The organism is Micromonospora sp. WMMD737 (genome assembly GCF_049179055.1).
Taxonomy (GTDB): Bacteria; Actinomycetota; Actinomycetes; order Mycobacteriales; family Micromonosporaceae; genus Micromonospora; species Micromonospora reichwaldensis.
Genome location: NZ_JBMHMH010000001.1, coordinates 1,381,917 through 1,408,343, shown reverse-complemented (window position 1 = coordinate 1,408,343; position 26,427 = coordinate 1,381,917). Strand labels below are relative to the sequence as shown.

Here is a 26,427-nt window from a genome sequence, read left to right as displayed (position 1 = left end):
CGGCGGGCGACCCCGGGCACATCCCCCGGGCCAGGCAGCCGGGGGGTGTGGACCGGGCGGCCGGGGGCGATGCGATCCGGGCCGGAGGGCGATGCGATCCGGGGCCGGGCGTGACCGGCCCCGGTGTGGCGTCCGGACGGTCGCCGCCGTTCGGCCAGGGGCTCAGCGGCCCACGTACTCGCGCAGGTGACGGGCGGTCAGCGTGTCGCCGTGGGCGACCAGTTCGGCCGGCGTACCGGTGAAGACGATCCGGCCACCGTCGTGTCCCGCCCCCGGGCCGAGGTCGATCAGCCAGTCGGCGTGCGCCATGACCGCCTGGTGGTGCTCGATGACGACGACGGTGTTGCCGGCGTCGACCAGCCGGTCCAGCAGGGCGAGCAGTTGGTCCACGTCGGCCAGGTGCAGGCCGGTGGTCGGCTCGTCCAGGACGTACGTGCTCCCGCTGTCGGCCATGCGGATGGCCAGCTTGAGCCGCTGCCGCTCGCCGCCGGAGAGCGTGTTGAGCGGCTGGCCCAGGGTGAGGTAGCCGAGCCCGACGTCGACCAGCCGGTCGAGGATCGCCCGGGCGGGGCCGCCGGGGAAGAAGTCCCGGGCCTGGATGGCCGGCATCGCGAGCACCTCGCTGATGTTCTTGCCGCGCAGGCGGTAGGTGAGCACCTCGTCGGTGAAGCGCCGGCCCTCGCACCGCTCGCAGACCGAGGCGACGCCGGCCATCATCGCCAGGTCGGTGTAGACCAGGCCGATGCCCTTGCAGGTGGGGCAGGCGCCTTCGGAGTTGGCGCTGAACAGCGCGGCCTTGACCCCGTTGGCCTTGGCGAAGGCGGCGCGGATCGGGTCCAGCAGGCCCGTGTAGGTGGCCGGGTTGCTGCGCCGGGAGCCCCGGATCGGCGACTGGTCGACGACCACCACGCCGTCGCGGCGGTGCAGCGAGCCGTGGATCAGCGAGCTCTTGCCGGAGCCGGCCACCCCGGTCACCACGGTCAGCACCCCGAGCGGGATGTCGACGTCGACGTCGCGCAGGTTGTGCAGGTCGGCGTTGCGGATCGACAGCTGGCCGGCCGGCCGGCGTACGTGCTCGCGCAGGCGTACCCGGTGGTCGAGGTGCCGGCCGGTGAGGGTGTCGGAGCGGCGCAGGCCGGCGACGTCGCCGGTGAAGCAGATCCGACCGCCGGCCGTGCCGGCCCCGGGCCCGAGGTCGACCACGTGGTCGGCGATGGCGATCGTCTCGGGCTTGTGCTCGACGACCAGCACCGTGTTGCCCTTGTCGCGCAGGCGCAGCAGCAGGTCGTTCATCCGGGCGATGTCGTGCGGGTGCAGGCCGACCGTCGGTTCGTCGAAGACGTACGTGACGTCGGAGAGGCTGGAGCCGAGGTGCCGGACCATCTTCACCCGCTGCGCCTCGCCGCCGGAGAGGGTGGCGGATTCGCGGTCCAGGCTGAGGTAGCCCAGGCCGATCTCGACCAGCGAGTCGAGCAGGTCGCGCAGGTTGCCGGTCAGCGGGGCGACCGACGGGTCGTCGATGGCGCGGACGAACCCGGCCAGGTCGCTGATCTGCATCGCCGAACACTCCGCGATGTTCCTCCCGTCGATCCGGGAGGAGAGTGCCGCCGCGTTGAGCCGGGTCCCGCCGCAGTCGGCGCAGGTGGTGAAGGTGACCGCCCGGTCGACGAAGGCGCGGATGTGCGCCTGCATCGACTCGCGGTCCTTGGCCAGGTAGAGCCGGCGCACCTTGACCGCCAGGCCCTCGTACGTCCAGTTGTTGCTGCCTACCTTGATCTTCGTGGACGGCTTGTGGAGGAAGTCCTGCCACTGCTGCGGCGTGTAGTCCTGGAGCTTCGTGTCGGGGTCGAACAGCCCGGAGTGGACGATGGTCTGCCAGTACCACGAGTCGACGGCGAAGTTGGGCACCTTGATCGCGCCGTCGTTGAGCGAGCGTTCCACGTCGACTAGTTCGTCGACGTCGAGGTCGGAGACCCGCCCCAGGCCCTCGCAGGTCGGGCACATGCCCTCGGCCAGGTTGAAGCTGAACGCGCAGGCCCCGCCCACGTGCGGGGTGCCGAGCCGGCTGAAGACGATGCGCAGCATCGCGTACGCGTCGGTGGCGGTGCCGACGGTGGAGCGCGAGTTCGCGCCCATCCGCTCCTGGTCCACGACGATGGCCGCGCTGAGGTTGCGCAGCGAGTCGACGTCGGGGCGGCTCACGTTCGGCATGAACGACTGGAGGAAGGCGCTGTAGGTCTCGTTGATCAGGCGCTGCGACTCGGCGGCGATGGTCCCGAAGACCAGGGACGACTTCCCGGAGCCGGAGACCCCGGTGAAGACGGTCAGCCGGCGCTTGGGGATGTCCACCGAGACGGAGGCGAGGTTGTTCTCCCGGGCGCCGCGCACCTCGATCATGTCGTGACTGTCGGCGGCGGACCGTGCTGGCTGCTGCATGCGAACCCTTCGCGAGATCGTGGGCGGAGTCCCGCCCGGGGTACATCTACGGGGGCCAGGCCGCCTTCAATCGTCTCATTCAACCGCCCATGGAGGGTTTCGCCTCCTTCAACAGCCGTGGCAGCCCGGAGTGGGAGGGAAAGCCTCAAACGACGTGGAGACCGGTAGGGTGGCCCGGTGGTGGATGCGGGACGACGGGCCGGACGGTGGCGGGGGGCGGAGGTCGCGGCGACCGTAGGCATCTCCGTCCAGCAGGTGCGCAACTACGTCGACCTCGGCGTGCTGCCGCCGGTCGAGCGCACGCCCGCCGGCTACCGCGTCTTCACCGGCGACCACGTGCGGGCGCTGGCGGTGGTCCGGCGGATGGCCGAGGGGCACGGCTGGGCGCGGACCCGGGAGGTCATGGCCGCGGTGCACCGGGGCGACCTGGCGGCGGCGCTGGCGGCGCTCGACGCCGGCCACGCCGAGCTGGACCGGGAGCGGGCCGACATCCGGCGGGTGCTCGGCGCGTTCGAGACCGTGGTGACCAGCCCGGCCGCCGTCCTGCCGGCGCCCCGGCGCGGGGCCCGCATCGGCGAGGTCGCCGACCTGGTCGGCGTCCGCACCTCGCAGCTACGGCTGTGGGAGCAGCGCGGCCTGCTCCGGCCGGTCCGCGAGCGCGGCACCGGCTACCGGGTGTACGACGCGGCCGAGCTGCGCGCCGCGCAGGTCGTGGCGCTGCTGCGCCGGGGCGCGTACCCGTTCGACATCGTCGCGGCGGTGCTCGGCGAGATGCGTACCACCGGCAGTGCCCAGCGGGTCCACGCGGAGCTGGCCAAGCGGGAGCAGGAGCTGCACCGGCGCAGCCTGCGGCGGCTGCACGCCTCGGCCGCGCTGTACGACTACCTGCGCCACCGCGACCCGGCCCTGCCCGGGTGACTCAGCGCAGCACCAGCAGGTCGAGGTGGTCGACGACCGGGCCGCTCGCCCCGTCGGCGGCGGCCCGCAGCCGGGCCAGGCCGTCGGCGTACTCCTCGTCGGTGATCGACTGGAGCGGGGTGTGGGCCCGGCGGTCGAGGCGCTCGGCGAATTCGGCCAGCGATGCCGCCGTGGTCTGCGCGACGGGCTCGACGGTGCTGACGGTGAACCCGGCCGTGGCGAACGCCGCGCGCACCCGCGCCAGGTCCGGATAGGTCTCGAGGACGCGTACCGCCTCCGGGAACCAGCGGAACAGCGTGATCCGCTGGTGCCGGCCGGGAAACGGCGAGCGGATCAGCACGGGCGCGCCCGGGCGGAGCACCCGGCGCAGCTCCCGCGCCGCCGCGTCGAGGTCGGGGATGTGGTGCACCATCGTGGACAGCCACGCGGCGTCCGCCACGGAGTCGCGCAGCGGCAGCGCGACGGCGTCGCCGGCGAGCAGTGGCCGGTGGTTGGCGCGGGAGCGCATCGCCCCGGCGGGCTCCACCCCCACCACCCGGGCGCCGAACCACTCGGTGAAGGCGGTGGCCCAGGCGCCGGTGCCGGCCCCGAGGTCGAGCAGCGTGGTGCCGGTACGCGGCCGAAGGTGTTGCTGCACCGCGTGCCGCCACCGGTCCAGGCCGCTGCGCGGCAGCTCCCGGGTGGCGGCGAAGGCCGCCGCGTCGGCGTCGTCGTAGGAGATCAGAGCCACGGCCATCACCTCGCCACCGTCGCCGGGCGGTCCGGGCGATCGTTCCCCGGTTCTAGTCGGTGAGCGCTGCCGGAGGCAACGGCTTGTGAGCCAACCGACGCGGTGCGTCCCGCCCCGTGGGAGTCCTCCCGTCGACGCGGGCCGACGGGGCCCGGCCCGCCGGGGTCAGAGCGCCACCGCCGCCAGCACCAGCAGGGCGCACGCCGTCTCGACCAGCCCCACCCGCACCGGCGCGACCGGGCGCCCGGCGAGCAGCACCGCCCGGGCCAGCAGCACCGCGAAGACCACGGCGACCGGCACCGGCGCCCAGAGCGCGGCGGCGACCGCGACGACGGCGTGGTACGTCCACGACACCCACCGGTACCGGACGCTGTCCCGCTCCCGGATCATCGTCTTGACGTGCACGACGGTGCCGACCAGGTAGCCCAGCGCCACGACCGTCACCCCGGCCACGCCGGTCCACGACACCCCGGCGACCGTGGCGACGACGAGACCGAGCAGCCCGCACTGCGTCACGAAGGCGAGGTCGTTGACGAACGCCCGGTCGCGCCGCCGGCGCGCGTAGCCGGCGTTGACGGCGGCGAGGGCCACGAAGAACGGGGCGTAGGCGAGCGACGCGGGCCGGGCCACCAGCACCGGCGTGCCGAGCGCGACGGTGGCGAGCCCGTACCCGACGAGGTGCGGGCGCACCCGGCGGATCCGTCCGGTCTTGACCGCCTGCAACCCGAAGTAGGACAGCGGGTATCCGGCGAGCGCGGCCCCGAGCAGGGGAAGGTGCAGCGGGTGCGGACCGGTGACGGTCAGTGCCGCCAGGAAGGGCAGCAGCAGCATCGCCCAGGCGCCGTGCTGCGGCGGCACCCAGCCCGGCGACCGGCCCCGGCCCGGAGCGTGGCCGGGGGCGCCCACGACGGGGCGTCCGGCCGGACGGTGACGACGGGCCGGGACGGTGCTCACGGCCGCGGCGTCACGGTGAGCAGGACGGCGGCGTCCGTGACGGCGTGCAGCGCGTGCCGCAGCGGCGGAATGACCACGAGGTCGCCGGCGTCGCCCTCCCAGGACTCGTCCCCGGCCACCAGGCGCACCCGCCCCACGAGCACCTGTAGCGTCGCCTCGCCCGGGCTGTCGTGCTCGTCGAGGGACCGGCCGCCGCGCAGGGCGAGCAGGGTCTGCCGCAGGCGGCGGTCCCGGCCCGCGTGCAGGGAACGTGCGCTGCGTCCGCTGTCGGCCTCCCGCGCGGCGGCGAGCTGCTCGTCGGCGAGGCGGGTCAGCGAGAGGGCTTCCATGGTCGTCCCTTCGTCGGTGTCGGGCGGCCCGCGGGGCGGGGATGCCGCCTGCGGCGGCGCGCGGCACGTAAACCGGAAGATCGGGTACCGATTTCGGTCTCCAGCTTCCGTCCCGGCCGGGCCCCGCGGCAGGGCCGATGGTCCCGGAACCGGTGAGTCCGCGCCGCGGAAACGGTCGGGCGGGAGGTGAGCCGGCCACGCCTTCGACCCGTCCCGGGCCCCCCGGGCCTGGAGAACCCGGCCCGCGCCCCGAACTCCGCCGACTAGGGTGCGGTGCATGAAGGTTCGGCTGCTGGCGGCCACGGCGACCGCCGTCCTCCTCGGCACCGGCGCTCCCGTCCCCGCGGCGGCCGGCCCGGCCGGTCCCGTCGCCCCCGTGACTTCGCCCGGCGTCGTCGCGCCCGCGACCTCCGCGTCCGGCGTCGTCGCGTCCCCGCCCGGCGTGGCGCCGTCCGCGCCCGGCGTCGTCGGCTCCGCGCCCTGCCCTAAGGCGCCCGCGCCCAGGGTGTCCCGGCCGCCGCGTCCGTCACCGCCGCCGGCCGTGCCGGAGGAGCGGGCCGTGGGCGGCCAGGCGCTCGACACCGCCGGTCTGATCGTCCCGGCGGGGGCCGCGCGCCCGCCGGCGGTCACCGCGACCTCGTGGCTGGTCGCCGACCTGGACACCGGCCAGGTGCTGGGCGGCTGCGGCCCGCACGAGTACGGCACGCCGGCCAGCGTGCAGAAGCTGCTGCTGGCGGCCACCATGCTGCCCCGCCTCGACCCGCAGCAGGTCGTCACCGTCACCGACGGGGACATGGACATCGAACCCGGCTCCTCGGCCGTCGGGCTGGTCGCCGGCGGACGGTACCGGATCGAGACCGTCTGGCTCGGGCTGCTGCTCCAGTCCGGCAACGAGGCGGCCAACGTGCTTGCCCGCCTCGGCGGCGGGCCGGACGGGACGGCCGGCGGCGTGCGGGCGATGAACGAGGAGGCGCACCGCCTCGGCGCCCTCCAGACCCACGCGGTGACCCCCTCCGGTCTCGACGGACGGGGCCAGTTCACCAGCGCGTACGACCTGGCGCTGGTCGCCCGGGCCTGCTTCGCCGACCCGACGTTCCGCCGGTACGCGCTGACCGAGACGCACCGCATCCCCGCCCAGCCCGCACAGCGGACCAAGGGTTTCGAGATCCAGAACGAGAACCAGCTCATCTACCGCTACCCGGGCGCGCTCGGCGGCAAGACCGGCTTCACGGACCTGGCCCGGCACACCTACGTCGGGGCGGCCCAGCGCAACGGGCGGCGGCTGGTGGTCACGCTGCTCGGTGCCGAGCCGCAGCCCGCGCGGGGCTGGGAGCAGGGCGCCGCCCTGCTCGACTGGGGCTTCACGCTGCCGCGGGGCTCCGCCGTCGGCCGGCTGGTCGAACCCGGGGAGCTGACCGCCTCGGCGACCCCCTCGCCACCCGCGCTCGCCGCCACCGTCGACCCGCGCCCGGCCGCGGCCAGCGGCCCGCTCGAGGACGGGCTGATCGCCCGGTGGCCCGTGGCCGCGCTCGCGGCGGGGGCGGTCGCGCTGCTGGGGGCGGCGCTGCTCTGGCGCCGCCGGGCGGCCCGACGCCGCTACGGCAGGGCCCCCTCCTGACCTGTACGCGGGCGGGGCGGATCGACAAGCGACGACGGGATCCATAGACTCCGGTCTTTCCAGCGTCACGAGTCCAGGAGGATCCCCGTGTCGAGCGAACCCCGACCGCACCCCGTCCCGCCGTCGATCGAGGCACCCCGCCGGCCGGCCCGTACGCTGTCCCGCTTCGCCGGGGTAGCCCTGGTCGCGGGCGCGCTGGTCACCGGGGGCGGCGCCGCAGCGGTCGCCGCGCCCGGCGGAGCCCCGGCCGACGCCGCCGTTTCCCGGGTCACGCCCGGCCCGTGCGCCTACACGGAGACGCCCGAGGACCCCGCCGCCCGGCCGGTCCCGCTGCCGCCCGACCCGAGGCGCACCCCCGACCGGGGCACCGTGCGCGTCACGCTGCGCACCAACCAGGGGCCGATCGGGCTGACCCTCGACCGGGAGGCGGCCCCCTGCACCGTGCAGAGCTTCGTGCACCTGGTGCGCCACCGCTTCTACGACCGGACCTCCTGCCACCGGCTCACCGCGTACCCGACGCTGAAGGTCCTCCAGTGCGGTGACCCGTCCGGCACCGGCTCCGGCGGCCCCGGCTACCGCTACGCCGACGAGCTGCCCACCGACCTGCCGCCCGCGCCGACCGACCCGACCGGCGTACGCCGGCTCTACGCCCGGGGCACCCTCGCCATGGCCAACGCGGGCCCGGACACCAACGGCAGCCAGTTCTTCCTGGTCCAGTCGGACTCGGCGCTGCGCCCCAACTACACGGTGTTCGGCTCGATCGACGCCGCCGGCCTGGCCACCCTGGACCGGATCGCCGCCGGCGGCATCGCCCCCACCGTCGAGGACCCCGCGCCGGTCGACGGCGCGCCCGCCCTGCCGGTGGACATCCGGCGCGCGGTCCGGCACCACCACCCGCACCACTGAACCCGAAGGCCCGATGGTCCCCGCCGGCCGCGGCGCCGTTCCGGAGCATCCGCCGGCCCGCGCGGTGACTGCCGGGGGTCAGGCCGGTGGCGATCCCCCGGAACTTCCGGAACGCTGTCGGGAGCGCCGCGGCCGGACGGCGAGCCGCGCGGCGGCGCTCACGGCCGGCGCGGCGGCGCCGTGCTGTCCCGGACGACCAGGTTGGTGGCGAGTTCCACCCGGGGGGAGTCGATGCCCTCGCCCTGCGCCAGCCGCAGCACGGTCCGGGCGGCCAGGCGACCCATCTCCACCAGCGGTTGCCGGACGGTGGTCAGCGGCGGTGACGCCCAGCGGGCCTCGGGCAGGTCGTCGAAGCCCACGACGCTGACGTCGTCGGGGATCCGCAGCCCGCGGCGGCGGACGGCCTCGTAGACGCCGAAGGCCATCTGGTCGCTGGCCGCGAAGATGGCCGTCGGCGGGTCGTCGAGGTCGAGCAGCGCCGTCCCGGCGGCGAAGCCCGAGGCGTGGTAGAAGTCGCCGGGGTGCACCAGGCGGTCCTCCACCGGCACCCCGGCCGCCTCCAGCCCGGCCCGGTGGCCGTCCAGGCGGGCCCGGCTGCACAGCAGGTGCGTCGGCCCGGCGACGAAGCCGATCCGCCGGTGCCCGAGCGACAGCAGGTGCTCGGTCGCGGCGAGCCCGCCGGCCCAGTTGGTGGCGCCGACGGTGGGCACGTCGGTGGCGGGCACGCCGGCCGGGTCGACGACGACCACGGGCACGTTGAGGCGGCGCAGCTGCGCGTGCAGCGGCGGGCTCAGGTGCGAGGTCACGAAGATGACGCCGTCGGTGGCGCGGGCCCGCAGGTTCTGCAACCACTGCCGGGCTGCGGTCGACTGGCGGTGGATCGCGGAGACCACCGTGCCGACGCCCGCGCCGTGCCCGACGTCCTCGACCCCCCGGATGATCTCGACCGCCCAGGGGCTGTCCAGGTCGTTGAAGACCAGGTCGACCAGGCCGACGCGGCTGACCGTGCGGCTGCCCCGGCGCTGGTAGCCGTGCTGGCGCAGCAGCTCCTCCACCCGCTCGCGGGTGCCGGGTGCCACGTCCGAGCGCCCGTTGAGCACCCGCGACACGGTCGGCACCGAGACCCCGGCCTCCCGCGCGATGGCGGTGATGGTGATCCTGCGCCCGTCGTCGCCGTCCACCCGCGTCTCCTTCACCGGTCGGAAGACCGACCGTACCCGTGACCACCGAAAAACGTCCGGAACGGCGGGGCCGCTCCACCGGCCCATCTTGCCCCACGATCGGGGGTTGACGACACGGCAGGTCGGTTCTAGCGTTCGGACGAGTTACGGAAGTATTCCGGAAACTTGTCGGACACCTTTCGGTCGTCGCGCCGGCGGCGACGTCCCCCACCACACCCCCACCACGAGAGGTCGATCATGACTGTACGTACGCGGCTCGGCCGCGTCGTCGCGCTCGGCGCCGCCCTGGCGCTGGCACTGCCACTGGCCGCCTGCGGCGACGGTGACTCGGCCGCGGGCCAGGACGAGATCCGCATCCTGGTGTACGGCGACGCCACCAACAAGGTCGAGAAGCAGCTCGTCGACACGTTCAACAAGACGTCGAAGGTCAAGGCGGTGCTGGACACCATCCCCGGCGCCGACTACCAGACCAAGCTCCAGACCATCATCAACACCAAGCAGGCGCCGGACGTCTTCTTCAACTGGGGCGGGGGCAGCATCACCCCGTTCGTCAAGGCCGACCTGTTGCTGCCGCTGGACGACATGATCGCCAAGGACCCGGGGCTGAAGGCGAACTTCCTGCCGTCGGTCTTCAACACCGCGATGGTCGACGGCAAGGCGTACGGGGTGCCGATGCGCGGCACCCAGCCGGTGCTGCTGTTCCACAACAAGAAGGTCCTCGCCGACGCCGGCATCACCCCGCCGAAGACGTGGGACGACCTGCTGGCGGCCGTGCGGACGCTCAAGGGCAAGGGCATCACGCCGATCGCCCTCGGCGGCGGCGACCAGTGGCCGACCCAGATGTGGTACCAGTACCTCTACGACCGGGTGGCCGGCCCCGAGCTGTTCGCCAAGGCGCTCGGCGGCGACAAGAGCGCCTGGGAGAGCCCGGAGAGCCGCCGCGCCCTGGAGCTGCTGCGGCAGCTGACCGACGCGGGCGCGTTCGGCACCAACTTCGACTCGGTCAAGTTCACCGACGGCGGCTCTCCGGCACTGCTGTCCAGCGGCAAGGCCGGCTTCGAGCTGATGGGCTCGTGGAACTACTCGACCCATCACGACGCCAACCCGACCTTCGCCGCCGAAAGCCTCGGCTGGAGCGCCTTCCCGAGCGTCCCGGGCGGCAAGGGCGACCCGCGCAACGTGGTCGGCAACACCAACAACTTCTACTCCGTGCTGAAGAAGACCCGGCACCCGGAGGCGGTGGCCGAGTTCCTCAAGCTCCAGTACTCCGACGAGTTCGTCCAGGCGCAGCTCGCCATCGGCAACCTGCCCACCACCACCAACACCGAGAAGTTCCTCGACGGCGCCACCAACCCGGACTACCTGAAGTACCAGTTCACCCTGGTCAAGGAGGCCCCGAACTTCCAGCTCTCCTGGGACCAGGCGTACCCGCCGGCCGCCACGACGACCATCCACCAGGCCGTGCAGCAGTACTGCAACGGCCGGCTGGACGCCGCCGGCTTCATCAAGGCGATGCAGTCCCTCCAGGCGGGCTGAGCGCGACCATGTCCACCACCACCCTCGCCGCCCCCAGCGTGACGGAGCAGCGACGGGCCCGACGACGCCCGGGCGGCCCCACCCTCAGCCGCCCGGGCTTCGCCTGGGCGCTGCCCGCCACCCTGTTCTTCGGGCTCTTCGCGCTCGCCCCGCTGGTCCTCGTGGTCGTGCTCAGCTTCACCAGCTGGGCGGGCCTCGGCTCGCCCGAGTACGTCGGGCTGGACAACTGGCAGCGGCTCGCCCGCGACCCGGTGATGATCAACAGCCTGTGGCTGAGCGTCCTGCTCACCGCCCTCGGCGTGCTGGTGCAGACGCCGCTGAGCCTGCTGATCGGCGTGTGGGCGGCCGGGCCGCAGCGCAACCGGGCCGTGCTGTCCGCCATCTTCTTCCTGCCGCTGCTGCTGTCGGCGACCGCCGTGTCGGTGCTGTGGCGGGCGCTGCTCGACCCGAACTTCGGCGTACCCGGCCAGGCCCCGTGGCTGTTCGGCGACGGCAACCTCTTCGGCAGCCGGACGGGCGCGATCGCCGTGCTGGTCTTCGTCGGCAGCTGGCAGTTCATCCCGTTCCACGCGCTGATCTACCAGGGCGCGGCCCGCGCCGTGCCGGCGGTGCTCTACCAGGCCGCCGAGGTCGACGGCGCCGGCCGGTGGGAGCAGTTCCGGCACGTGACCCTGCCGCAGCTGCGCAACGCCATGATCACCTCCGTGGTCCTCATGGTCGTCGGCGGGCTGACCACGTTCGACACCGTGCTGATCCTCACCCAGGGCGGACCGGGCACCGACACCACCATCACCGCCTACCACATGTACGAGCAGGCGTTCCGCAGCTTCGACTTCGGTGCCGGCGCGGCCATCGCCCTGCTCCTCGTCGTCGTCGCCACCGTCATCTCGCTGATCGTGGTCCGGGTCTCCGGCTACGACAGGATGCGCTCCACGATGGAGGGCCTGTGAAGCGGCACCGCCCCAACTGGCTCGCCGGGATCGGCGCGCTGGCCTGGCTCCTCGTGGTCGGCCTGCCGATCTACGTCATGCTGGCGACCACCGTGCAGACCCGGGACGGCTACGGCCGCAACGGCCCGCTCGCCCCGCCCGACACCTTCACCCTCGACAACTACACCGGCGCCTTCGACGAGGGCTTCGGCCGCTACCTGTTCAACACCCTCGTGGTGACGGTGAGCGTGGTGGCCATCGTGCTGCTGCTCGTGCCGCCGCTGGCGTACGCCATCGTGCGCAGCCGCAGCCGGCTCACCTCCGGCGTGTTCCGGCTGTTCCTGCTGGGCCTGGCCATCCCGGCGCAGGCGGTCATCGTGCCGATCTTCTACCTGATCAGCAAGGCGGGGCTCTACGACAACCTCGCCGGCGTCATCCTGCCCACCGCCGCGTTCTCGCTGCCGGTGTGCGCGCTGATCCTCAGCGGCGTCATGCGGGACATCACCGGAGACCTGTACGAGGCGATGGCCATCGACGGCGCCAGCCCGGCGCGGGTCTTCGCCCAGCTGGTGCTGCCGCTGTCGCGCGGCGGGATAGCCACGATCGCGGTCTTCTCCGCCCTGCAGGCGTGGAACGGCTTCCTGTTTCCGCTGATCCTCACCCAGTCCGACTCCACCAAGGTGATCACCCTCGGCCTCTACAACTTCCAGACGCAGTACGGGGTCAACATTCCCGGCCTGCTCGCCGCGGTCGTGCTGTCGATGGTGCCCGTCCTGCTCGTCTATCTGTTCGCCCGGCGGGCCCTGGTGCAGGGGCTGATGGGCGTCGGAGGAAAGTGACCGACAACGTGACCCTCGACATCGCTCCCGGCACCGCGATCTGGACCGACCCGACCCTCGACCCCGCGACCCGGGTGGACGCCCTGGTCGCCGCGATGACCCTGCCGGAGAAGGTGGCCCAGCTCTACGGCGTCTGGGTCGGCGCCGCCGCCGACGGGGGAGAGGTCGCGCCGTACCAGCACGACATGGAGGAACCGGTCGACCTGGACGACCTGCTGGACACGGGTCTCGGCCAGCTCACCCGGCCGTTCGGGACCGCGCCCGTCGACCCCGCGCTCGGCGCGCTGTCGCTGCTGCGGACCCAGCAGCGCGTCGCCGCCGCCAACCGGTTCGGCATTCCGGCGATGGCGCACGAGGAGTGCCTGGCCGGCTTCGCCGCCTGGGGCGCCACCGCGTACCCCGTGCCGCTGTCCTGGGGCGCCACCTTCGATCCGGAGCTGGTCGGGCGGATGGCCGCCGCCATCGGCGCCGACCTGCGCCGCGTCGGGGTGCACCAGGGGCTGGCCCCGGTGCTCGACGTGGTGCGCGACGCGCGCTGGGGGCGGGTGGAGGAGACGATCGGCGAGGATCCCTACCTGGTGGGCACCATCGCCACCGCGTACGTGCGGGGCCTGGAGTCCGCCGGCGTGGTGGCGACGCTGAAGCACTTCGCCGGCTACTCGGCCTCCCGGGGCGGGCGCAACCTGGCGCCGGTGGCGATGGGCCCCCGCGAGCGCGCCGACGTGATCCTCCCGCCGTTCGAGATGGCGGTACGCGAGGGCGGCGCACGGTCGGTGATGCACGCCTACACCGACACCGACGGGATGCCCTCGGCGGCCGACGAGGAGCTGCTGACCGGCCTGCTCCGCGACGCCTGGGGTTTCCCGGGCACCGTGGTGGCCGACTACTTCGGCATCGCCTTCCTGCACACCCTGCACGGGGTGGCCGGCAGCTGGGCCGAGGCGGCGGCCGAGGCCCTGGCCGCCGGCGTGGACGTCGAGCTGCCGACGGTGAAGACGTTCGGCGAGCCGCTGCGCGAGGCGCTCGCGGCCGGCGCGGTGCCGGAGGCGCTGATCGACCGGGCGGTGCGTCGGGTGCTGACGCAGAAGGCGCAGCTCGGTCTCCTCGACGCCGACTGGAGCCCGGTGCCGGCCGCGCTGGCCGGCGCCGACCTGTCCGACCCGGAGGCGCTGCGCGGCACCGTCGACCTGGACCCACCCGCCAACCGGGCGCTGGCCCGCGAGGTGGCCGAGCGCTCCGTGGTGCTGCTGGCCAACGACGGCACCCTGCCCCTGCACCGGCCGGCCCGCATCGCGCTGGTCGGCCCACAGGCGGAGAGCCCCACGGCGGTGCTGGGCTGCTACTCGTTCCCCGCCCACGTCGGTTCCCGGCATCCCGAGGTGCCCGTCGGCATCGCGCTGCCCACCCTGGCGGCGGCGCTACGCGCCGAGTTCCCCGGCAGCGTCGTGGTCACCGTGGCCGGCGTCTCCGTCGACGGCGACGACACCGCCGGGGTGCCGGCGGCCGTCGCGGCGGCGCGGGACGCGGACGTGGTCGTCGCCGCGCTCGGCGACCGGGCGGGACTGTTCGGGCGGGGCACCAGCGGCGAGGGCTGCGACGCCGAGTCGCTGGCCCTGCCCGGGGCGCAGCAGCACCTGCTCGACGCGCTGCTGGACACCGGTACGCCCGTGGTGGTGACGCTGCTCGCCGGGCGACCCTACGCGCTGGGCCGGGCGGTGACCGACGCGGCGGCGATCGTGCAGTCGTTCTTCCCCGGCGAGGAGGGCACCCCGGCCATCGCCGGCGTGCTCAGCGGCCGGGTCGCACCGCAGGGGCGGCTGCCGGTCAGCGTGCCCCGGGGGCCGGGCGCGCAGCCGACCACCTACCTGTCGGCCCGGCTGGGTCAGGCCAGCGACGTGTCCAACGTCGACCCGACGCCGGCGTTCGGCTTCGGGCACGGCCTGGGCTACACCACGTTCGACTGGTCGGATCTGGTCGTCGACGAGCCCTTCGCGGCGACCGACGGTGAGCTGCGGCTGCACTTCACGGTGCGCAACACCGGCTCCCGGTGGGGCAGCGAGGTGGTGCAGGTGTACGCCCACGACCCGGTGGCCTCGGTGGTCCAGCCGGTGCAGCGGCTGGTCGGTTACCTGCGGGTGCCGCTGGAGGCGGGCGCGGCCTGCCGGGTCGACCTGGCCGTGCCGGCCGACCTGTTCGCCTTCACGGGGCGCGACGGGCGGCGCGTCGTGGAGCCGGGGGAGTTGGAGCTGCGGCTGGCGGCGTCCAGCACGGACCACCGGCTCGTGGCGGCGGTCGTGCTGCGTGGTCCGGCCCGGCACGTCGACCACACCCGGCGGCTGCACCCCCGCTTCGCCGTCACGCCGTCGGCCGGCTGAGCGGTGGTCCTCACCGACCTGCCCGAGGAGCAGCTGCGGGCGTACCGGGGCGGGGTGCGGGAGCCGGCGGACTTCGACCGGTTCTGGGCGGACACGCTCGCCGAGTCGCGCGAGTGCGGCTGGCCGGTGCGCGCCGAGGCGGTGCCCACCGGGCTGGCCACGATCGACGTGCACGACGTGACCTTTCCCGGGTTCGCCGGGCAGCCGGTGCGGGCCTGGCTGCGGCTGCCGCGCGGTGCTGAGTCGCCCCTGCCCACCGTCGTGCAGTACGCCGGCTACGGCGGCGGCCGGGGCCACCCGCTGGAGAACCTGCTGTGGGCCTCGGCCGGCTTCGCGCAACTGCAGATGGACACCCGGGGGCAGGGGGCGGGCTGGACCCGGGGGGACACCCCGGATCCGGCCGCCGCCGGCCCCGAGGCGCCCGGGGTGGCCACCCGTGGCGTGACGGACCCCCGCACGTACTACTACCGGCGGTTCCTCACCGACGCGGTGCGGGCGGTGGACGCCGTCCGGACCCTGCCGGCGGTCGATCCGGCGCGGGTAGCGGTCCTCGGGCACAGCCAGGGCGGCGGGGCGGCGCTCGCCGTCGCCGCGTTGACGCCCGACCTGCGGGCCGTCGTGGCCGGCGTGCCCTTCCTGTGCGACATCCCGCGCGCGATCGTGCTCACCGACGCGCAGCCGTACCGGGAGATCCGCGACTATCTGGCCGTGCACCGGCACGCCGAGGAGCGGGTGCTGGACACCCTGGCCTACGTCGACGGGGTGAACTTCGCCCGCCGGTGCCGCCTGCCGGCGCGCTTCTCCGTCGCGCTGATGGACGAGATCGTGCCGCCGTCGACGGTCTTCGCCGCCGTCAACGCCTGCCGGGGGCCGACGGAGCTGTCGGTCTGGCGCTACAACGGTCACGAGGCAGGCGGGATCGACGACGACGAGGCGGCGGTGCGCTTCCTGCGCGTACACCTCTCGCCGGACCGGGCGCCCGACGGCCCGTAGCCTGATAGACAGGGGTGTGGCCAGGCCAGTCCGGATCCGCCGGCGAGCCCCGCGCGCCGCGACCGCCCGTCGGCGGGCGGTGGCCGTGGCCGTCGTGATCGTGGCGCTCGCGCCCGGCTGCACCCGACCCGCGCCGTCACCGTCACCCCCGGCCGCGCCGCCACCGGCGCCCGCGTCCTCAGCGCCGCCGCCGGCGCCGACGTCCGCGGCGTCCGCCCCCGCCGCGATGTCGCCCGGGCCGGGCCTCGTCGTCCTCACCGACGTCGACCCGCGCATCCGGACCGACATCCGGTACGCCACCGCCCACAACTTCGTCGGGCGACCGGTCGCCGGCTACCCCGAACCGCTCTGCCTGCTCACCCGCCGGGCCGCCGAGGCGCTGCGCCGGGTGCAGGACGCCGCCCTCGCCCGGGCCCGCAGCCTGAAGGTGTACGACTGCTACCGCCCCCAACGGGCCGCCGACGACTTCGTCGAGTGGGCCCGGCAGCCCGGCGAGCAGCGGATGAAGGCGGAGTTCTATCCCCGGGTGGCGAAGTCCGAGCTGTTCGACGAGGGGTACGTCGGTGCGCCCACCGCCCACAGCCGGGGCAGCACGCTCGACCTGACCCTGGTCGACGTGCCGACCCCCACCCAGCCCCCGTACGCTCCGGGCCAGCCCCTGGTCTCCTGCACCGCTGCGAAGGGGCAGCGGTTCCCGGACAACGGCGTCGACATGGGCACCGGCTTCGACTGCTTCGACCCGCTCGCGCACACCGACTCGCCCCAGGTCACCGGCGTGGCCCGGGAGAACCGGCGGCTGCTGCGGCAGCTGATGACCGACGGCGGCTTCGTCAACTACGACCGCGAGTGGTGGCACTACCGCTACCGCGACGAACCCTGGCCGGACACGTACTTCGACCTGCCGGTGGCCCGCTCCTCGGCCGAGCCCGTGGGCGGCCAGCGCAGCAGACCCGGCTAGCGCAGCCGACCCGGCTGACGCACCCGACCCGGCGTCGCGCTCACTTGAAGGCGGCGTGGCCGGTCAGCACCTGCCCGATGATCAGCTGATGCACCTCGGACGTGCCCTCGTAGGTGAGCACGGATTCGAGGTTGGCCGAGTGCCGGATGACCGGGTAGTCGAGGGTGATCCCGGCCGCGCCCAGGATGGCGCGGCACTCGCGGGCGATGGCGATGGCCTCCCGCACGCTGTTGAGCTTGCCCAGGCTGATCTGCCGGTGGTCGAGGGTGCCGGCGTCCTTCAGCGCGCCGATCTGCAACGCCAGCAGCATCCCCTTGCCCAGTTCCAGCCCCATGTCGGCGAGCTTGAGCTGGGTGGCCTGGTACGCGGCGAGCGGCTTGTCGAAGATCTGCCGGCTGCGGGCGTACGCGATCGTCGTCTCCAGGCAGTCGTGGGCGGCGCCCAGCGCCCCGAAGACGATGCCGAAGCGGGCCTCGTTGAGACACGTCAGCGGCCCGGACAGGCCGGCGGCCTCCGGCAGCATCGCGTCGGCGGGCAGCCGCACCTCGTCGAGGACGAGTTCCGAGGTCACCGAGGCGCGCAGGGAGAGCTTGCGGGTGATCTCCGGGGCGGTGAAGCCGGGGGTGCCGGCGGGGACGAGGAAGCCGCGTACGCCCTCGTCGGTGCGGGCCCACACCACTGCGACATCCGCGACGGAGCCGTTGGTGATCCACATCTTGGTGCCGTCGAGCACCCAGTCGTCCCCGTCGCGGCGGGCCCGGGTCCGCATGCCGGCCGGGTCGGAGCCGAAGTCCGGTTCGGTCAGGCCGAAGCAGCCGATGGCCTCGCCGGCCGCCATCCGGGGCAGCCACTGCTGCTTCTGCTCCTCGGAGCCGAAGCGCCAGATGGCGTACATGGCGAGCGATCCCTGCACCGACACCAGGGAGCGCAGCCCCGAGTCGCCCGCCTCCAGCTCGAAGCAGGCCAGCCCGTACGCGACGGCGGAGGTGCCGGCGCAGCCGTAGCCCCGCAGGTGCATGCCGAGCACGCCGAGTTCACCGAGTTCGCGGGCGAGTTCCCGCACGGGCAGGCGGCCCTGCTCGTACCAGGTGGCGATCTCCGGGCGGATCCGTCGGTCGACGAAGCCGCGCACGGCGGCCTGGAGGTCCCGGGTGTCGTCGTCGATCAGGGCGTCGACGCCGAAGTACGCGAGCGCGGTCGCGGGGGTGGACAGGGTCACGGTCGGTTTCCTCCCGGGGCGTGCGGGGTGCGTGCCCACGCTACGCGTGCCGGCGACGTCGGGCATGATCGGACGTTCCGGCTCGGAGACGAGCGACCGTCGGGGCCTGAGCGCCGGGCCGCCCCGACCACCGGCACCGCTCAGCCGGCCGCCGGGTCAGGCGCCGGTGCGCAGCGGCAACCAGGCCAGCACGTCCTGGATCTTCGCGTCCCAGTACGCCCAGTCGTGCGCGCCGGGGGAGAAGTCCACGGTGAGCGGCACGCCGCGCTCGCGGGCCGCCGCCACGAAGGTCAGGTTGTCCTCGTACAGGAAGTCCTCGGTGCCGCAGGCGACGCGCAGCGCGGGCAGGTCGTCGCCCGTGGTCCTGCCGAGCAGGGCGAGGAGATCGTCGTCGCTGCCCGCGACGGTGCGCCCGCCGAAGGCGGTGTGCCAGACGCCGGGGTCGAGGGGCGTGGTCGGATGGTGGCGGCGGGCGGCCACGTCGAGCGCCCCGGAGAGGCTCGCCGCCGCCGCGAACCGGCCCGGGTCGCGCAGCGCCCACTTCAGCGCCCCGTAGCCGCCCATCGAGAGCCCGGCGACGAAGGTGTCCTCCCGACGCGCCGAGAGCCGGAGGAAGCCGTGGCACAGCCGGGGCAGCTCGTCGGTGAGGAAGGTCCAGTACCGGTTGCCGTGCTCCTCGTCGCTGTAGAAGCTGCGCCCGACCTGGGGCATCACCACGGCCAGGCCGAGCGGCGCCACGTACCGCTCGACCGAGGTGCGGCGCAGCCAGATCGTGTCGTCGTCGGACAACCCGTGCAGCAGGTAGAGCACCGGCGGATCGCCCTGCGGGGCGGCACCGGACATGCCGACCTGCGAGGAGGTGTGCTGCGGCAGGATCACGGTCATCGAGGTGGCGAGACCGAGCACCTCGGAGTGGAAGTCGACACGCATCAGGGCCACGGTCGTCGACCGTAGCCGATCCTCAGGTCCAGTAGAGGACCCGGCAGGCCGGCAGCCGGGCGGCCAGCTCGCGGTCGAACCAGGTGCGCAGCTCGGCCATCGTGTCGCGCGGGTAGACGTACTTCACCGCGCCGAACCTGCCGTACCTGCGGCTGCGGGCCGACTCGTCCATCTCCAGCCTCGTACGCGGGTACCAGCCGAGCAGCACCTCCTTGCTGCCCGGGGTGAACCGGTGGGTGATCAGCTCGGCGGTCAGGTCGAGCCCCGGCACCCCGGCGACCGCGCCCGCGACCGCGTCGAGTAGCTCGCCGTAGTGCTCCCGCCAGCCGGGCAGCGGCATGATCGGCGCGACGGTCAACCCCACCGGGTAGCCGTCGAGGGCGAGCCGGCGCAGCGCCGCCAGCCGGTGTGGCACCGACGCCGTGCCGCCCTCCATCCGCTCGCTGACCGGACGGCAGTTCACGCTGAACCGGACCCGGGTGCGCCCGGCGTGCGGCAGCCCCACGAACGTGTCCACGTCGGCGTACTTGGTGGTCCAGCGCAGCTGCACCGGGGCGTCCCAGGCGGCGAAGTGCTCCACCGCCCGGCGCCAGCTGCCGGTGAGGTGCTCCAGGGCCAGCGGGTCGGTGTAGCAGGACGCCTCGAAGGTGGTGCCCTCGGCGGCCCGCCCGGTGCTGCGGCTGGTCACGGTGCCCCGCCCGGCGTAGTCGGCCAGGCCGGCGAGGATGTCGTCCAGGTCGGCGTACACCCGCGTCACCGGTGGCCCCGACAGCGAGCCGGCGAGGTAGCAGTACTGGCAGTGGGCCGGGCAGCCCTCCGCCAGGTCGACGCGCCAGTCCGCGCTGGGCGCGATGGGTTGCAGCTTCCGTCGCGACGGCGGGCTCACCACGAGCGCCATGGTCGCCTTCGCCCGCGCGTACGTCTCCCGCTCGGTGGCCCCGCGGATGCCGGTGAGCCGGTTGGCGCGCAGCCGCTCGACCTCGATGCCCAGGGCCTCGACGCGCCGGGCCACGCGCTGGCCGTGCGGGTGGTCCAGGGCGGCCGGCGTGGCGACCACCCGGCGCGGCAGCCACCGCCGCGCCGGGCGCGCCGGCGGCGCCAGCCCGGCCAGGTCGCGGGTAGGCACGCGCTCGCCGCTGGCGTCGTGCGGCGCGGGCGGTACGTCGACGGCCAGCGGCTCGTCGACGTACACCGGCTCGGCCTCCGGCCTCATCCGCGCCGGTTACCCGTCCCGCGCGCCGGCAACCCCGGGGCGGTCAGCCGCGCGTCGGCGCCCCGCCCGGCCCGACGGCCCCACCGGGTCCCGACGGCGGCGCCAGGCGGGCGTCGAGGGCGTCGAGGTCGGGGACGAACCACACGTGGCCGGAACGGTTCGACTCGTGCACGAGGGCGCGCAGGGCCGAACTGGCCGCGAGGTGCGGGCCGATGTCGCCCACGACGGCCAGGCGCAGCCGGTAGTTGACGAACTTCTGCATGACCTCGCCGGCGAAGCGGGTGCCGAGGGAGAAGAAGGAGGCGTCGAGGCGGCTCACCGGCACGGCCACCACCTGGGCACCGAGGAAGGCCGAACCGATCAGGTCCAGCGCGTCCTGCTCGGTGGCCACCGGCGGGCCGTCCGGGTCGCACACCAGCACCGGCACCCCGGCCCGCTCCTGGATGACGTCAGGCACCGTCGGCCTCCCCGGTGAGCAGGCCGTTGTCGCCGTCGAGCACGGCGTCGACCAGGTGCAGCAATTCGGCGGTGGCCGAGGCGCCGCCCAGGATCACGATCTTCATGCGGTTCCGCTCCTCGTCGTGGACGGTCTGGATGCGCAGCGGGTGCGCGGGGTGGTGGGTGGTGTTCGCCGCGGCCAGGACGAGCGTGGCCAGCCGGTCGGCCGCGGCGCGGTCGACGCCGTCGATCTGCAGGATGCTCGACACCTCCACCGCCGTGCCGCCGACGGGACGGGCGGGCGCCGGCCGACCGGTCAGCGCGTCGAGGTCGGCGCGGGCGATCCGGTACTGCTTGCCGATCCGCACCGCCCTGAGCCGCCCGGCGCGGATGTAGCCCCGCACGGTGCGCACGTGCAGGCCCAGCCGCTCGGCCACCTGCTCCACCGAGTACATTTCCTCACTCATCGTTCCCTAATCTAGTCGCAACAGGGAAGGATGGGGAAGTCGATGTGATGCTTACGTCGGTTCCCGCCCGGGCCGATGACTGCCGCGGCCGCCGTCAGGGGCGCTCACGCAGGCGGGCCCGCACCGCGTCGACGTAGGTGTCCCGGGAGGTCGGGCCGCCGAAGCGCAGCCGGTCGTACGCGGTGAACGCCGGCGCCAGCGCGTCCAGTTCGTCGACCAGCGCGGACAGCCGCAGCGCCGTCGCGTCGTCGGTCGGGTCGGCGTCGAGGTCCGCCTGCGCCGCCCGGATGGCCGCCACCAGCTCGTCCTTGCGCCGGATCGTGACCGGACCGACCGACCGCAGGCAGACGTACCGGCCGCTGAGATAGGCGTCCCACTCCGCGGCGCCGGCGTCCTCCTCGGCCCAGTGACCGGTGAACCACGCCTCCAGCGCGTCCGTCCCGCCGGCCTGCTCGGTGAGCGCGAACAGGTCCACGGGTACCATCTCCGCGCCGTCGGAGCGCAGGTATCCCGGTAGCGGAAGCCGCCGGTCGAGCATCAGCCGGCGTACGTCGTCCGCGTCGCACCCGCGTGCGGCGCACAGCTCGTCGAGCACCGCGAACTGCGCGCTGACGTACGCGTCGTCCGCCTCCGTCATCGGGTGGTCGCCGTTGACCTGCCGGTACCTTTCGGCCACCCGCCGCTTGAGTTGCATCCGAACCCCTTCTGCCGCGTCGTCGGGGCGCAACGGTAGTGGCCGGACGGTTCGGTGCCGGCCGAAACGGGACGTGAATATCCGTTGCGGTCACCGTTCCGGCCCACCTACCGTCATCGGCGCAAGGTCAACCGGACGACCCAGGGGAGTACGCCGTGTCGCAGCGCGCCCGCACCGACGCCGTGTGGCCGACGCCGCACGGTGGTGCCGCGCTGGCAACGGGCACACGAACCTGTGGGCGGCGACGTCCCGGACAGGGGCGGCAACGGGGGTGGCGGCGCGTCTAGCGCCGGCGCGCGTACGCGCAGCCGCCCACCCCACCGGGGCCGGGCGGCTTTTTCGTCCCCCCGATCGCCGTCCACCTCCGTCCCCGGCCGCGCCCCGGCGACGTCACACGATCCCTTCCGGTCCCGCCGCGGCGGCGGCGACCAGCCCTCCGACACGAGGAGACGACGATGAGCTACACCCCGCTCGCGGGCACCCGCGCGCCGGTCCGGGTCTGGACCGACCCGTACGGCATCGAGCCGCAGGCCGCCCAGCAACTGCGCAACATCGGCGCCCTGCCGTGGGTGGAGGGCGTCGCGGTCATGCCCGACGTGCACTTCGGCAAGGGCGCCACGGTCGGCTCGGTCATCGCGATGCGGCAGGCCGTCTCGCCGGCGGCGGTCGGCGTCGACATCGGCTGCGGCATGTCCGCGGTGCGCACCTCGCTGACCGCCGCCGACCTGCCGGACGACCTGGCCGGGCTGCGTTCGGCGATCGAGGCCACGATCCCGGTCGGGTTCAACCAGCGGGAGCAGCCGGTCGACCCGCGCCGGGTCCGGGGCCTGGAGCAGGCCGGCTGGGACGACTTCTGGCGCCGGTTCGCCGGCCTCGACCGGCGGGTGGCGCAGTTGGAGACGCGGGCGCAGCGGCAGCTGGGCACGCTCGGCGGCGGCAACCACTTCATCGAGGTCTGCCTGGAGCAGGGCGGCGCCGACGAGGGACGGGTGTGGCTCATGCTGCACTCCGGCTCGCGCAACATCGGCAAGGAGCTGGCGGAGCGGCACATCGCGGTCGCCCGGCGGCTGCCGCACAACACCGACCTGCCCGACCGCGACCTCGCGGTGTTCCTCGCCGGCACGCCGGAGATGGACGCCTACCGCCGGGACCTGTGGTGGGCGCAGGAGTACGCGCGGCGCAACCGGGCGGTCATGCTCGCTCTGCTCTGCGGGGTGGTGCGGGAGCAGTTCCCGCACGTCGGCTACGACGAGCCGATCAGCTGCCACCACAACTACGTGGCGGAGGAGAGCTACGACGGCGTCGACGTGCTGGTCACCCGCAAGGGGGCGATCCGGGCCGGTCGGGGGGACCTGGGCATCATCCCGGGATCGATGGGCACCGGCTCGTACGTCGTGCGGGGCAAGGGGAACCCGGACGCGTACTGCTCCGCCTCGCACGGGGCGGGGCGGCGGATGTCGCGGGCGCAGGCGAAGCGCACGTACAGCACCGAGGACCTGGTCGCGCAGACCGCCGGCGTGGAGTGCCGCAAGGACGCCGGCGTGGTCGACGAGATCCCCGGGGCGTACAAGGACATCACGCAGGTGATGGCGCAGCAGGAGGACCTGGTCGAGGTGGTGGCGCACCTCAAGCAGGTGGTCTGCGTGAAGGGATGACCGTCGGCCGGCGCCCCGGAGGGGTGGGCGCCGGTCGCACGCCCCCGGCGGCCCGCGCGGCGCACCGTGGGGATCCCCCCGTCCGGGGCGGGCCGCGATCGATACCCGTAGAGTCGCGCCGTGATCGAGATCGACGTGCAGGTGGACCTTTTCCACCCGGCGGACCGGGTGTGGCACGCATTGACGGATCGCGCTCTGCTCGCCCGCTGGTTCACCGAGGTCGAGCCGATGGCCGGGTCGCGCGGCCGGTTGCTGCTGTTCACCGCCGGCCTGCCCGGGTTCGACGCCGCCGTCGACGCGGAGGTGACCGACCGGCGGGAGCCTGGGCTGATCGCGTTGCGGTGCCTCGAGGGCGGCCGGCGGAGCCGGCTGGCCTGTGCCGTCGCCCCCACCGCCGAGGGGTGCCGGCTGTCGGTCCGCGAGGTGCTGGAGCACGGCAGCTGGAACGACGAGCAGCGCGAGCGCCGCGAGGAGTCCTACCGGCAGGCGTTGACGGGGCGCCTGCCGGCGATCCTCGACTGGCTGGCCTTCCGGCAGGTCGACCTGAGTCGGGGCGAGCCCGGGATGACCGCCGAGATGCCGGTGACCGAGGTGGTCGGCGACGAGCCGGCACCGGCCGCCTGGCGCCGTCGCTGGCCGCTGCTGGTCGCGGGGCTGGCCGGCGTCGTGCTGGCCGCCGGGGCGGCGGTGTGGGCGGTCCTGCCCGCCGAGCCGGACCCGGTCGCCGGCCCGGTCGCGACGCCGTCGCCCACCGGCACGGCCACCCCGAGCCGTACGCCGCGGGCGACCCCCTCCGCCCGTCCCACGCGCAGCGCCACGCCGACCCCGTCCCGCCCGAGCCGGACGCCGTCGGCGACCCCCACGGCGACGCCCTCGCGTACGCCCACCTCGATCGCGCCGTCGGCCCCCGCCATGACCGCCCGCTACCGGACCGTGTCGACGAGGCTGCTCGGCTTCACGGGCGAGGTGGTCGTCGACAACCCCGGCAGCACGGCGGTGGACGACTGGACGGTGGTCGTCACGCTGGCCGAGGGCGGCTCCCTGACCGACGTCAGCGGGGCGGAGCACCGGCGCGACGGGCAGGTCGTCACCTTCACCGGGCCGCCCGTGCCGCCCGGCCGCTCACGGACCTTCACGTTCGCCGTGCGCGACGTCGACCAGCTCACCAGGGCGCCCGAGGACTGCTCGCTGGGCGAGGACCCCTGCGCGGGCCTCTGACGCCGTCGCGCGTACCCCGGGGCGCCGGGCCGCGCTGTTAGGATGGGCGCGAGTGATCGAGACAGGGAGACCAGACGTGGCGGGTGACGACGACATCTCCGGGTGACACCGGAAGTGCCCGGCCAGCGGCAGGCGTTCGACCGCCGTCGTGGCCGTGGCCCGTCGTCTTCGAATCCCGTCTTCCGGGCGCCCGGCGCGCCCACGTCACCCCGAGGGTCCCCGCATGTCCGACGCGTTCATCATCTGTTCCCGCCTCTCCTTCTCCTGGCCGGACGACACCCCGGTCTTCGAGGGGCTGTCCTGCACGGTGGGTGCCGGCCGCACCGGCCTCGTCGCGCCGAACGGCGCCGGCAAGACCACGCTGCTCAAGCTGATCGCCGGCGAATACCAGCCGACCGGGGGCTCCGTGACCGTCGACGGGGTGCTCGGCTACCTGCCGCAGAGCCTTCCGCTGGCCGGCGACCTGACCGTCGCCGAGGTCATGGGGATCGCGCCGGTGCTCGGGGCGCTGCACGCCATCGAGGCCGGGGACGCCGACGAGGAGCACTTCACCACGATCGGCAACGACTGGGACATCGAGGAGCGCACCCGCGCCCAACTGGACCGGCTCGGCCTCGACGACGTGTCCCTCGACCGGCCCCTGCACACCCTCAGCGGCGGTCAGGTCGTCTCCCTCGGCCTGGCGGCGCAACTGCTGCGGCGGCCCGACGTCCTGCTCCTCGACGAGCCCACCAACAACCTGGACCTCGACGCCCGCCGCAAGCTGCACGCCGTGCTGGAGGACTGGAACGGGTGCCTGCTGCTGGTCAGCCACGACCGGGCGCTGCTGGACCGGATGGACCGCATCCTCGAACTCGACCGGAGCGAGGTCCGCTCCTACGGCGGCAACTTCACCGCGTACGAGGAGGCGGTGCGCGCCGAGCGGGAGGTCGCGGAGAAGAACGTCCGCCACGCCGAGCAGGAGGTCAAGCGGGAGAAGCGGGAGATGCAGCAGGCGCGCGAACGGGCCGAACGCCGGGCCGGCAACGCCGCCCGCAACCTGAAGAGCGCCGGCCTGCCGAAGATCTTCGCCGGCACCATGAAGCGGGGCGCCCAGGAGTCGGCGGGCCGGTCGAACGAGACGCACGCCGCGCGGGTCGGCGACGCCAAGGCCCGGCTCGACGAGGCGGGTCGTGCCCTGCGCGAGGAGCAGCGGATCACGCTGGAGCTGCCCGGCACCAGCCTTCCGGCCGGTCGCACGGTCTTCCACGGCGAGGGGATTCAGGTCCGCTACGGCGGGCGCGCCCTGTTCGCCGGTGACGGCGTGGACCTCACGATCCGGGGACCCGAACGGATCGCGCTCACCGGTCCGAACGGCGCGGGCAAGTCCACCCTGCTGCGCGTGGTCAGCGGCGACGTGCAGCCGGAGGGCGGCCGGACCAGGCGGGCCGACGGCCGGATCGCCTACCTGTCCCAGCGGCTGGACCTGCTGGACCTCGACCGCACGGTCGCGGAGAGCCTGGCCGCGTACGCGCCCGCGATGCCGGAGGCGCAGCGGATGACCCTGCTCGCCCGCTTCCTGTTCCGGGGCTCCCGCGCCCACCTTCCGGTCGGGGCGCTCTCCGGCGGCGAGCGGCTCCGCGCCACCCTGGCCTGCGTGCTGTTCGCCGAACCGGCGCCGCAGCTGCTCCTGCTCGACGAGCCGACCAACAACCTGGACCTGGTCAGCGTCGGCCAGCTGGAGAGCGCGCTCGACGCGTACGAGGGTGCGTTCGTGGTGATCAGCCACGACGAACGGTTCCTCGCGGCGATCGGCGTGGACCGCTGGCTGCGGCTCGCCGACGGCCGGTTGCGGGAGACCGGCGCCCCCGCCGGCCTCGCGCCGGAGTCGTGACCGGGGCCG

Annotated in this window: 23 protein-coding genes; 12 read left to right on the top strand and 11 right to left on the bottom strand. The window is 74.3% G+C overall.

What is annotated here, in order from left to right; translation table 11 throughout:
• Nucleotides 1–162: 162 nt before the first annotated feature.
• Nucleotides 163–2,436, bottom strand: a complete 2,274-nt coding sequence (locus ACN27A_RS05440; protein ID WP_421450176.1) for an ATP-binding cassette domain-containing protein — start codon at nucleotides 2,434–2,436, stop codon at nucleotides 163–165.
• 177 nt (nucleotides 2,437–2,613) lie between these two features.
• Between ACN27A_RS05440 and ACN27A_RS05435 the strand changes: the two genes are divergently transcribed.
• On the top strand, nucleotides 2,614–3,354 hold the full coding sequence (locus ACN27A_RS05435; protein ID WP_421450175.1) for a MerR family transcriptional regulator: 741 nt from the start codon (nucleotides 2,614–2,616) through the stop codon (nucleotides 3,352–3,354).
• Between the two features lies 1 nt (nucleotide 3,355).
• On the opposite strand, the gene ACN27A_RS05430 is transcribed toward ACN27A_RS05435, so the two are convergent.
• The 3 genes from ACN27A_RS05430 to ACN27A_RS05420 all read right to left on the bottom strand — a co-directional run bounded on the left by ACN27A_RS05430 (nucleotide 3,356) and on the right by ACN27A_RS05420 (nucleotide 5,367).
• On the bottom strand, nucleotides 3,356–4,084 hold the full coding sequence (locus ACN27A_RS05430; RefSeq protein ID WP_421450174.1) for a class I SAM-dependent methyltransferase: 729 nt from the start codon (nucleotides 4,082–4,084) through the stop codon (nucleotides 3,356–3,358).
• A gap of 165 nt (nucleotides 4,085–4,249) precedes the next feature.
• Nucleotides 4,250–4,990: a YwiC-like family protein gene (locus ACN27A_RS05425; RefSeq protein ID WP_421450173.1), complete on the bottom strand. Its 741-nt coding sequence runs from the start codon at nucleotides 4,988–4,990 to the stop codon at nucleotides 4,250–4,252.
• A gap of 44 nt (nucleotides 4,991–5,034) precedes the next feature.
• On the bottom strand, nucleotides 5,035–5,367 hold the full coding sequence (locus ACN27A_RS05420; protein WP_311411144.1) for a cupin domain-containing protein: 333 nt from the start codon (nucleotides 5,365–5,367) through the stop codon (nucleotides 5,035–5,037).
• A gap of 277 nt (nucleotides 5,368–5,644) precedes the next feature.
• On the opposite strand from ACN27A_RS05420, the gene ACN27A_RS05415 reads away from it, so the two are divergent.
• Both ACN27A_RS05415 and ACN27A_RS05410 read left to right on the top strand, forming a co-directional pair.
• On the top strand, nucleotides 5,645–6,985 hold the full coding sequence (locus ACN27A_RS05415; protein ID WP_421450172.1) for a D-alanyl-D-alanine carboxypeptidase family protein: 1,341 nt from the start codon (nucleotides 5,645–5,647) through the stop codon (nucleotides 6,983–6,985).
• An 87-nt stretch (nucleotides 6,986–7,072) separates the two neighbouring features.
• A complete protein-coding gene (locus ACN27A_RS05410) occupies nucleotides 7,073–7,891 on the top strand; it encodes a peptidylprolyl isomerase (protein WP_421450171.1) in 819 nt (272 codons plus the stop codon).
• Between the two features lie 158 nt (nucleotides 7,892–8,049).
• Here the strand turns inward: ACN27A_RS05410 and ACN27A_RS05405 are convergent, their stop codons facing one another.
• On the bottom strand, nucleotides 8,050–9,072 hold the full coding sequence (locus ACN27A_RS05405; RefSeq protein WP_358122666.1) for a LacI family DNA-binding transcriptional regulator: 1,023 nt from the start codon (nucleotides 9,070–9,072) through the stop codon (nucleotides 8,050–8,052).
• Between the two features lie 237 nt (nucleotides 9,073–9,309).
• Here ACN27A_RS05405 and ACN27A_RS05400 point away from each other — a divergent pair, with 237 nt between their 5' ends.
• The 6 genes from ACN27A_RS05400 to ACN27A_RS05375 all read left to right on the top strand — a co-directional run bounded on the left by ACN27A_RS05400 (nucleotide 9,310) and on the right by ACN27A_RS05375 (nucleotide 16,702).
• Nucleotides 9,310–10,608, top strand: a complete 1,299-nt coding sequence (locus tag ACN27A_RS05400) for an ABC transporter substrate-binding protein (protein WP_421450170.1) — start codon at nucleotides 9,310–9,312, stop codon at nucleotides 10,606–10,608.
• An 8-nt stretch (nucleotides 10,609–10,616) separates the two neighbouring features.
• Complete coding sequence (locus tag ACN27A_RS05395) at nucleotides 10,617–11,558, top strand: carbohydrate ABC transporter permease (protein WP_421450169.1); 942 nt, start codon at nucleotides 10,617–10,619, stop codon at nucleotides 11,556–11,558.
• Nucleotides 11,555–12,376: a carbohydrate ABC transporter permease gene (locus tag ACN27A_RS05390; RefSeq protein ID WP_421450168.1), complete on the top strand. Its 822-nt coding sequence runs from the start codon at nucleotides 11,555–11,557 to the stop codon at nucleotides 12,374–12,376. Before ACN27A_RS05395 ends, ACN27A_RS05390 begins: the two co-directional genes overlap by 4 nt.
• Nucleotides 12,373–14,751, top strand: a complete 2,379-nt coding sequence (locus tag ACN27A_RS05385) for a beta-glucosidase family protein (protein ID WP_421450167.1) — start codon at nucleotides 12,373–12,375, stop codon at nucleotides 14,749–14,751. Before ACN27A_RS05390 ends, ACN27A_RS05385 begins: the two co-directional genes overlap by 4 nt.
• Before the next feature lie 3 nt (nucleotides 14,752–14,754).
• Complete coding sequence (locus ACN27A_RS05380) at nucleotides 14,755–15,744, top strand: acetylxylan esterase (protein ID WP_421450166.1); 990 nt, start codon at nucleotides 14,755–14,757, stop codon at nucleotides 15,742–15,744.
• A gap of 226 nt (nucleotides 15,745–15,970) precedes the next feature.
• Nucleotides 15,971–16,702, top strand: coding sequence for a M15 family metallopeptidase (locus ACN27A_RS05375; RefSeq protein ID WP_421450165.1), 732 nt, complete (start codon nucleotides 15,971–15,973; stop codon nucleotides 16,700–16,702).
• Between the two features lie 40 nt (nucleotides 16,703–16,742).
• Here the strand turns inward: ACN27A_RS05375 and ACN27A_RS05370 are convergent, their stop codons facing one another.
• From ACN27A_RS05370 to ACN27A_RS05345, 6 genes are all read right to left on the bottom strand, one after another.
• On the bottom strand, nucleotides 16,743–17,870 hold the full coding sequence (locus ACN27A_RS05370; RefSeq protein WP_421458374.1) for an acyl-CoA dehydrogenase family protein: 1,128 nt from the start codon (nucleotides 17,868–17,870) through the stop codon (nucleotides 16,743–16,745).
• A 207-nt stretch (nucleotides 17,871–18,077) separates the two neighbouring features.
• Nucleotides 18,078–18,860, bottom strand: coding sequence for an alpha/beta hydrolase (locus ACN27A_RS05365; RefSeq protein ID WP_421450164.1), 783 nt, complete (start codon nucleotides 18,858–18,860; stop codon nucleotides 18,078–18,080).
• 22 nt (nucleotides 18,861–18,882) lie between these two features.
• Entirely contained in the window at nucleotides 18,883–20,073 is a 1,191-nt protein-coding gene (locus ACN27A_RS05360) for a spore photoproduct lyase family protein (protein ID WP_421450163.1), read from the bottom strand.
• Nucleotides 20,074–20,116: 43 nt separating this feature from the next.
• Entirely contained in the window at nucleotides 20,117–20,530 is a 414-nt protein-coding gene (locus ACN27A_RS05355) for a DUF4180 domain-containing protein (protein ID WP_421450162.1), read from the bottom strand.
• Nucleotides 20,523–20,978, bottom strand: coding sequence for a helix-turn-helix domain-containing protein (locus ACN27A_RS05350; protein WP_421450161.1), 456 nt, complete (start codon nucleotides 20,976–20,978; stop codon nucleotides 20,523–20,525). The genes ACN27A_RS05355 and ACN27A_RS05350 overlap by 8 nt, the downstream gene beginning before the upstream one ends.
• A 94-nt stretch (nucleotides 20,979–21,072) precedes the next feature.
• Nucleotides 21,073–21,672: a DUF6058 family natural product biosynthesis protein gene (locus ACN27A_RS05345; protein ID WP_421450160.1), complete on the bottom strand. Its 600-nt coding sequence runs from the start codon at nucleotides 21,670–21,672 to the stop codon at nucleotides 21,073–21,075.
• 455 nt (nucleotides 21,673–22,127) lie between these two features.
• On the opposite strand from ACN27A_RS05345, the gene ACN27A_RS05340 reads away from it, so the two are divergent.
• The 3 genes from ACN27A_RS05340 to abc-f all read left to right on the top strand — a co-directional run bounded on the left by ACN27A_RS05340 (nucleotide 22,128) and on the right by abc-f (nucleotide 26,418).
• Entirely contained in the window at nucleotides 22,128–23,327 is a 1,200-nt protein-coding gene (locus ACN27A_RS05340; protein ID WP_421450159.1) for an RtcB family protein, read from the top strand.
• Nucleotides 23,328–23,447: 120 nt separating this feature from the next.
• Nucleotides 23,448–24,545 (top strand): SRPBCC family protein, encoded by a 1,098-nt coding sequence (locus ACN27A_RS05335; RefSeq protein ID WP_421450158.1) that lies wholly within the window; start codon nucleotides 23,448–23,450, stop codon nucleotides 24,543–24,545.
• A gap of 223 nt (nucleotides 24,546–24,768) precedes the next feature.
• Nucleotides 24,769–26,418, top strand: coding sequence for a ribosomal protection-like ABC-F family protein (abc-f, locus tag ACN27A_RS05330; RefSeq protein WP_421450157.1), 1,650 nt, complete (start codon nucleotides 24,769–24,771; stop codon nucleotides 26,416–26,418).
• The last annotated feature ends 9 nt before the right edge of the window (nucleotides 26,419–26,427 follow it).

What these genes read in the sequence shown, in the direction of transcription:
- ACN27A_RS05440 (WP_421450176.1), bottom strand. Translation starts at nt 2,436, where the DNA reads ATGCAGCAGCCAGCACGGTCCGCCGCCGACAGTCACGACATGATCGAG.
- ACN27A_RS05420 (WP_311411144.1), bottom strand. Translation starts at nt 5,367, where the DNA reads ATGGAAGCCCTCTCGCTGACCCGCCTCGCCGACGAGCAGCTCGCCGCC.
- ACN27A_RS05415 (WP_421450172.1), top strand. Translation starts at nt 5,645, where the DNA reads ATGAAGGTTCGGCTGCTGGCGGCCACGGCGACCGCCGTCCTCCTCGGC.
- ACN27A_RS05400 (WP_421450170.1), top strand. Translation starts at nt 9,310, where the DNA reads ATGACTGTACGTACGCGGCTCGGCCGCGTCGTCGCGCTCGGCGCCGCC.
- ACN27A_RS05395 (WP_421450169.1), top strand. Translation starts at nt 10,617, where the DNA reads ATGTCCACCACCACCCTCGCCGCCCCCAGCGTGACGGAGCAGCGACGG.
- ACN27A_RS05375 (WP_421450165.1), top strand. Translation starts at nt 15,971, where the DNA reads ATGTCGCCCGGGCCGGGCCTCGTCGTCCTCACCGACGTCGACCCGCGC.
- ACN27A_RS05360 (WP_421450163.1), bottom strand. Translation starts at nt 20,073, where the DNA reads ATGAGGCCGGAGGCCGAGCCGGTGTACGTCGACGAGCCGCTGGCCGTC.
- ACN27A_RS05350 (WP_421450161.1), bottom strand. Translation starts at nt 20,978, where the DNA reads ATGAGTGAGGAAATGTACTCGGTGGAGCAGGTGGCCGAGCGGCTGGGC.
- ACN27A_RS05345 (WP_421450160.1), bottom strand. Translation starts at nt 21,672, where the DNA reads ATGCAACTCAAGCGGCGGGTGGCCGAAAGGTACCGGCAGGTCAACGGC.
- ACN27A_RS05340 (WP_421450159.1), top strand. Translation starts at nt 22,128, where the DNA reads ATGAGCTACACCCCGCTCGCGGGCACCCGCGCGCCGGTCCGGGTCTGG.
- abc-f (WP_421450157.1), top strand. Translation starts at nt 24,769, where the DNA reads ATGTCCGACGCGTTCATCATCTGTTCCCGCCTCTCCTTCTCCTGGCCG.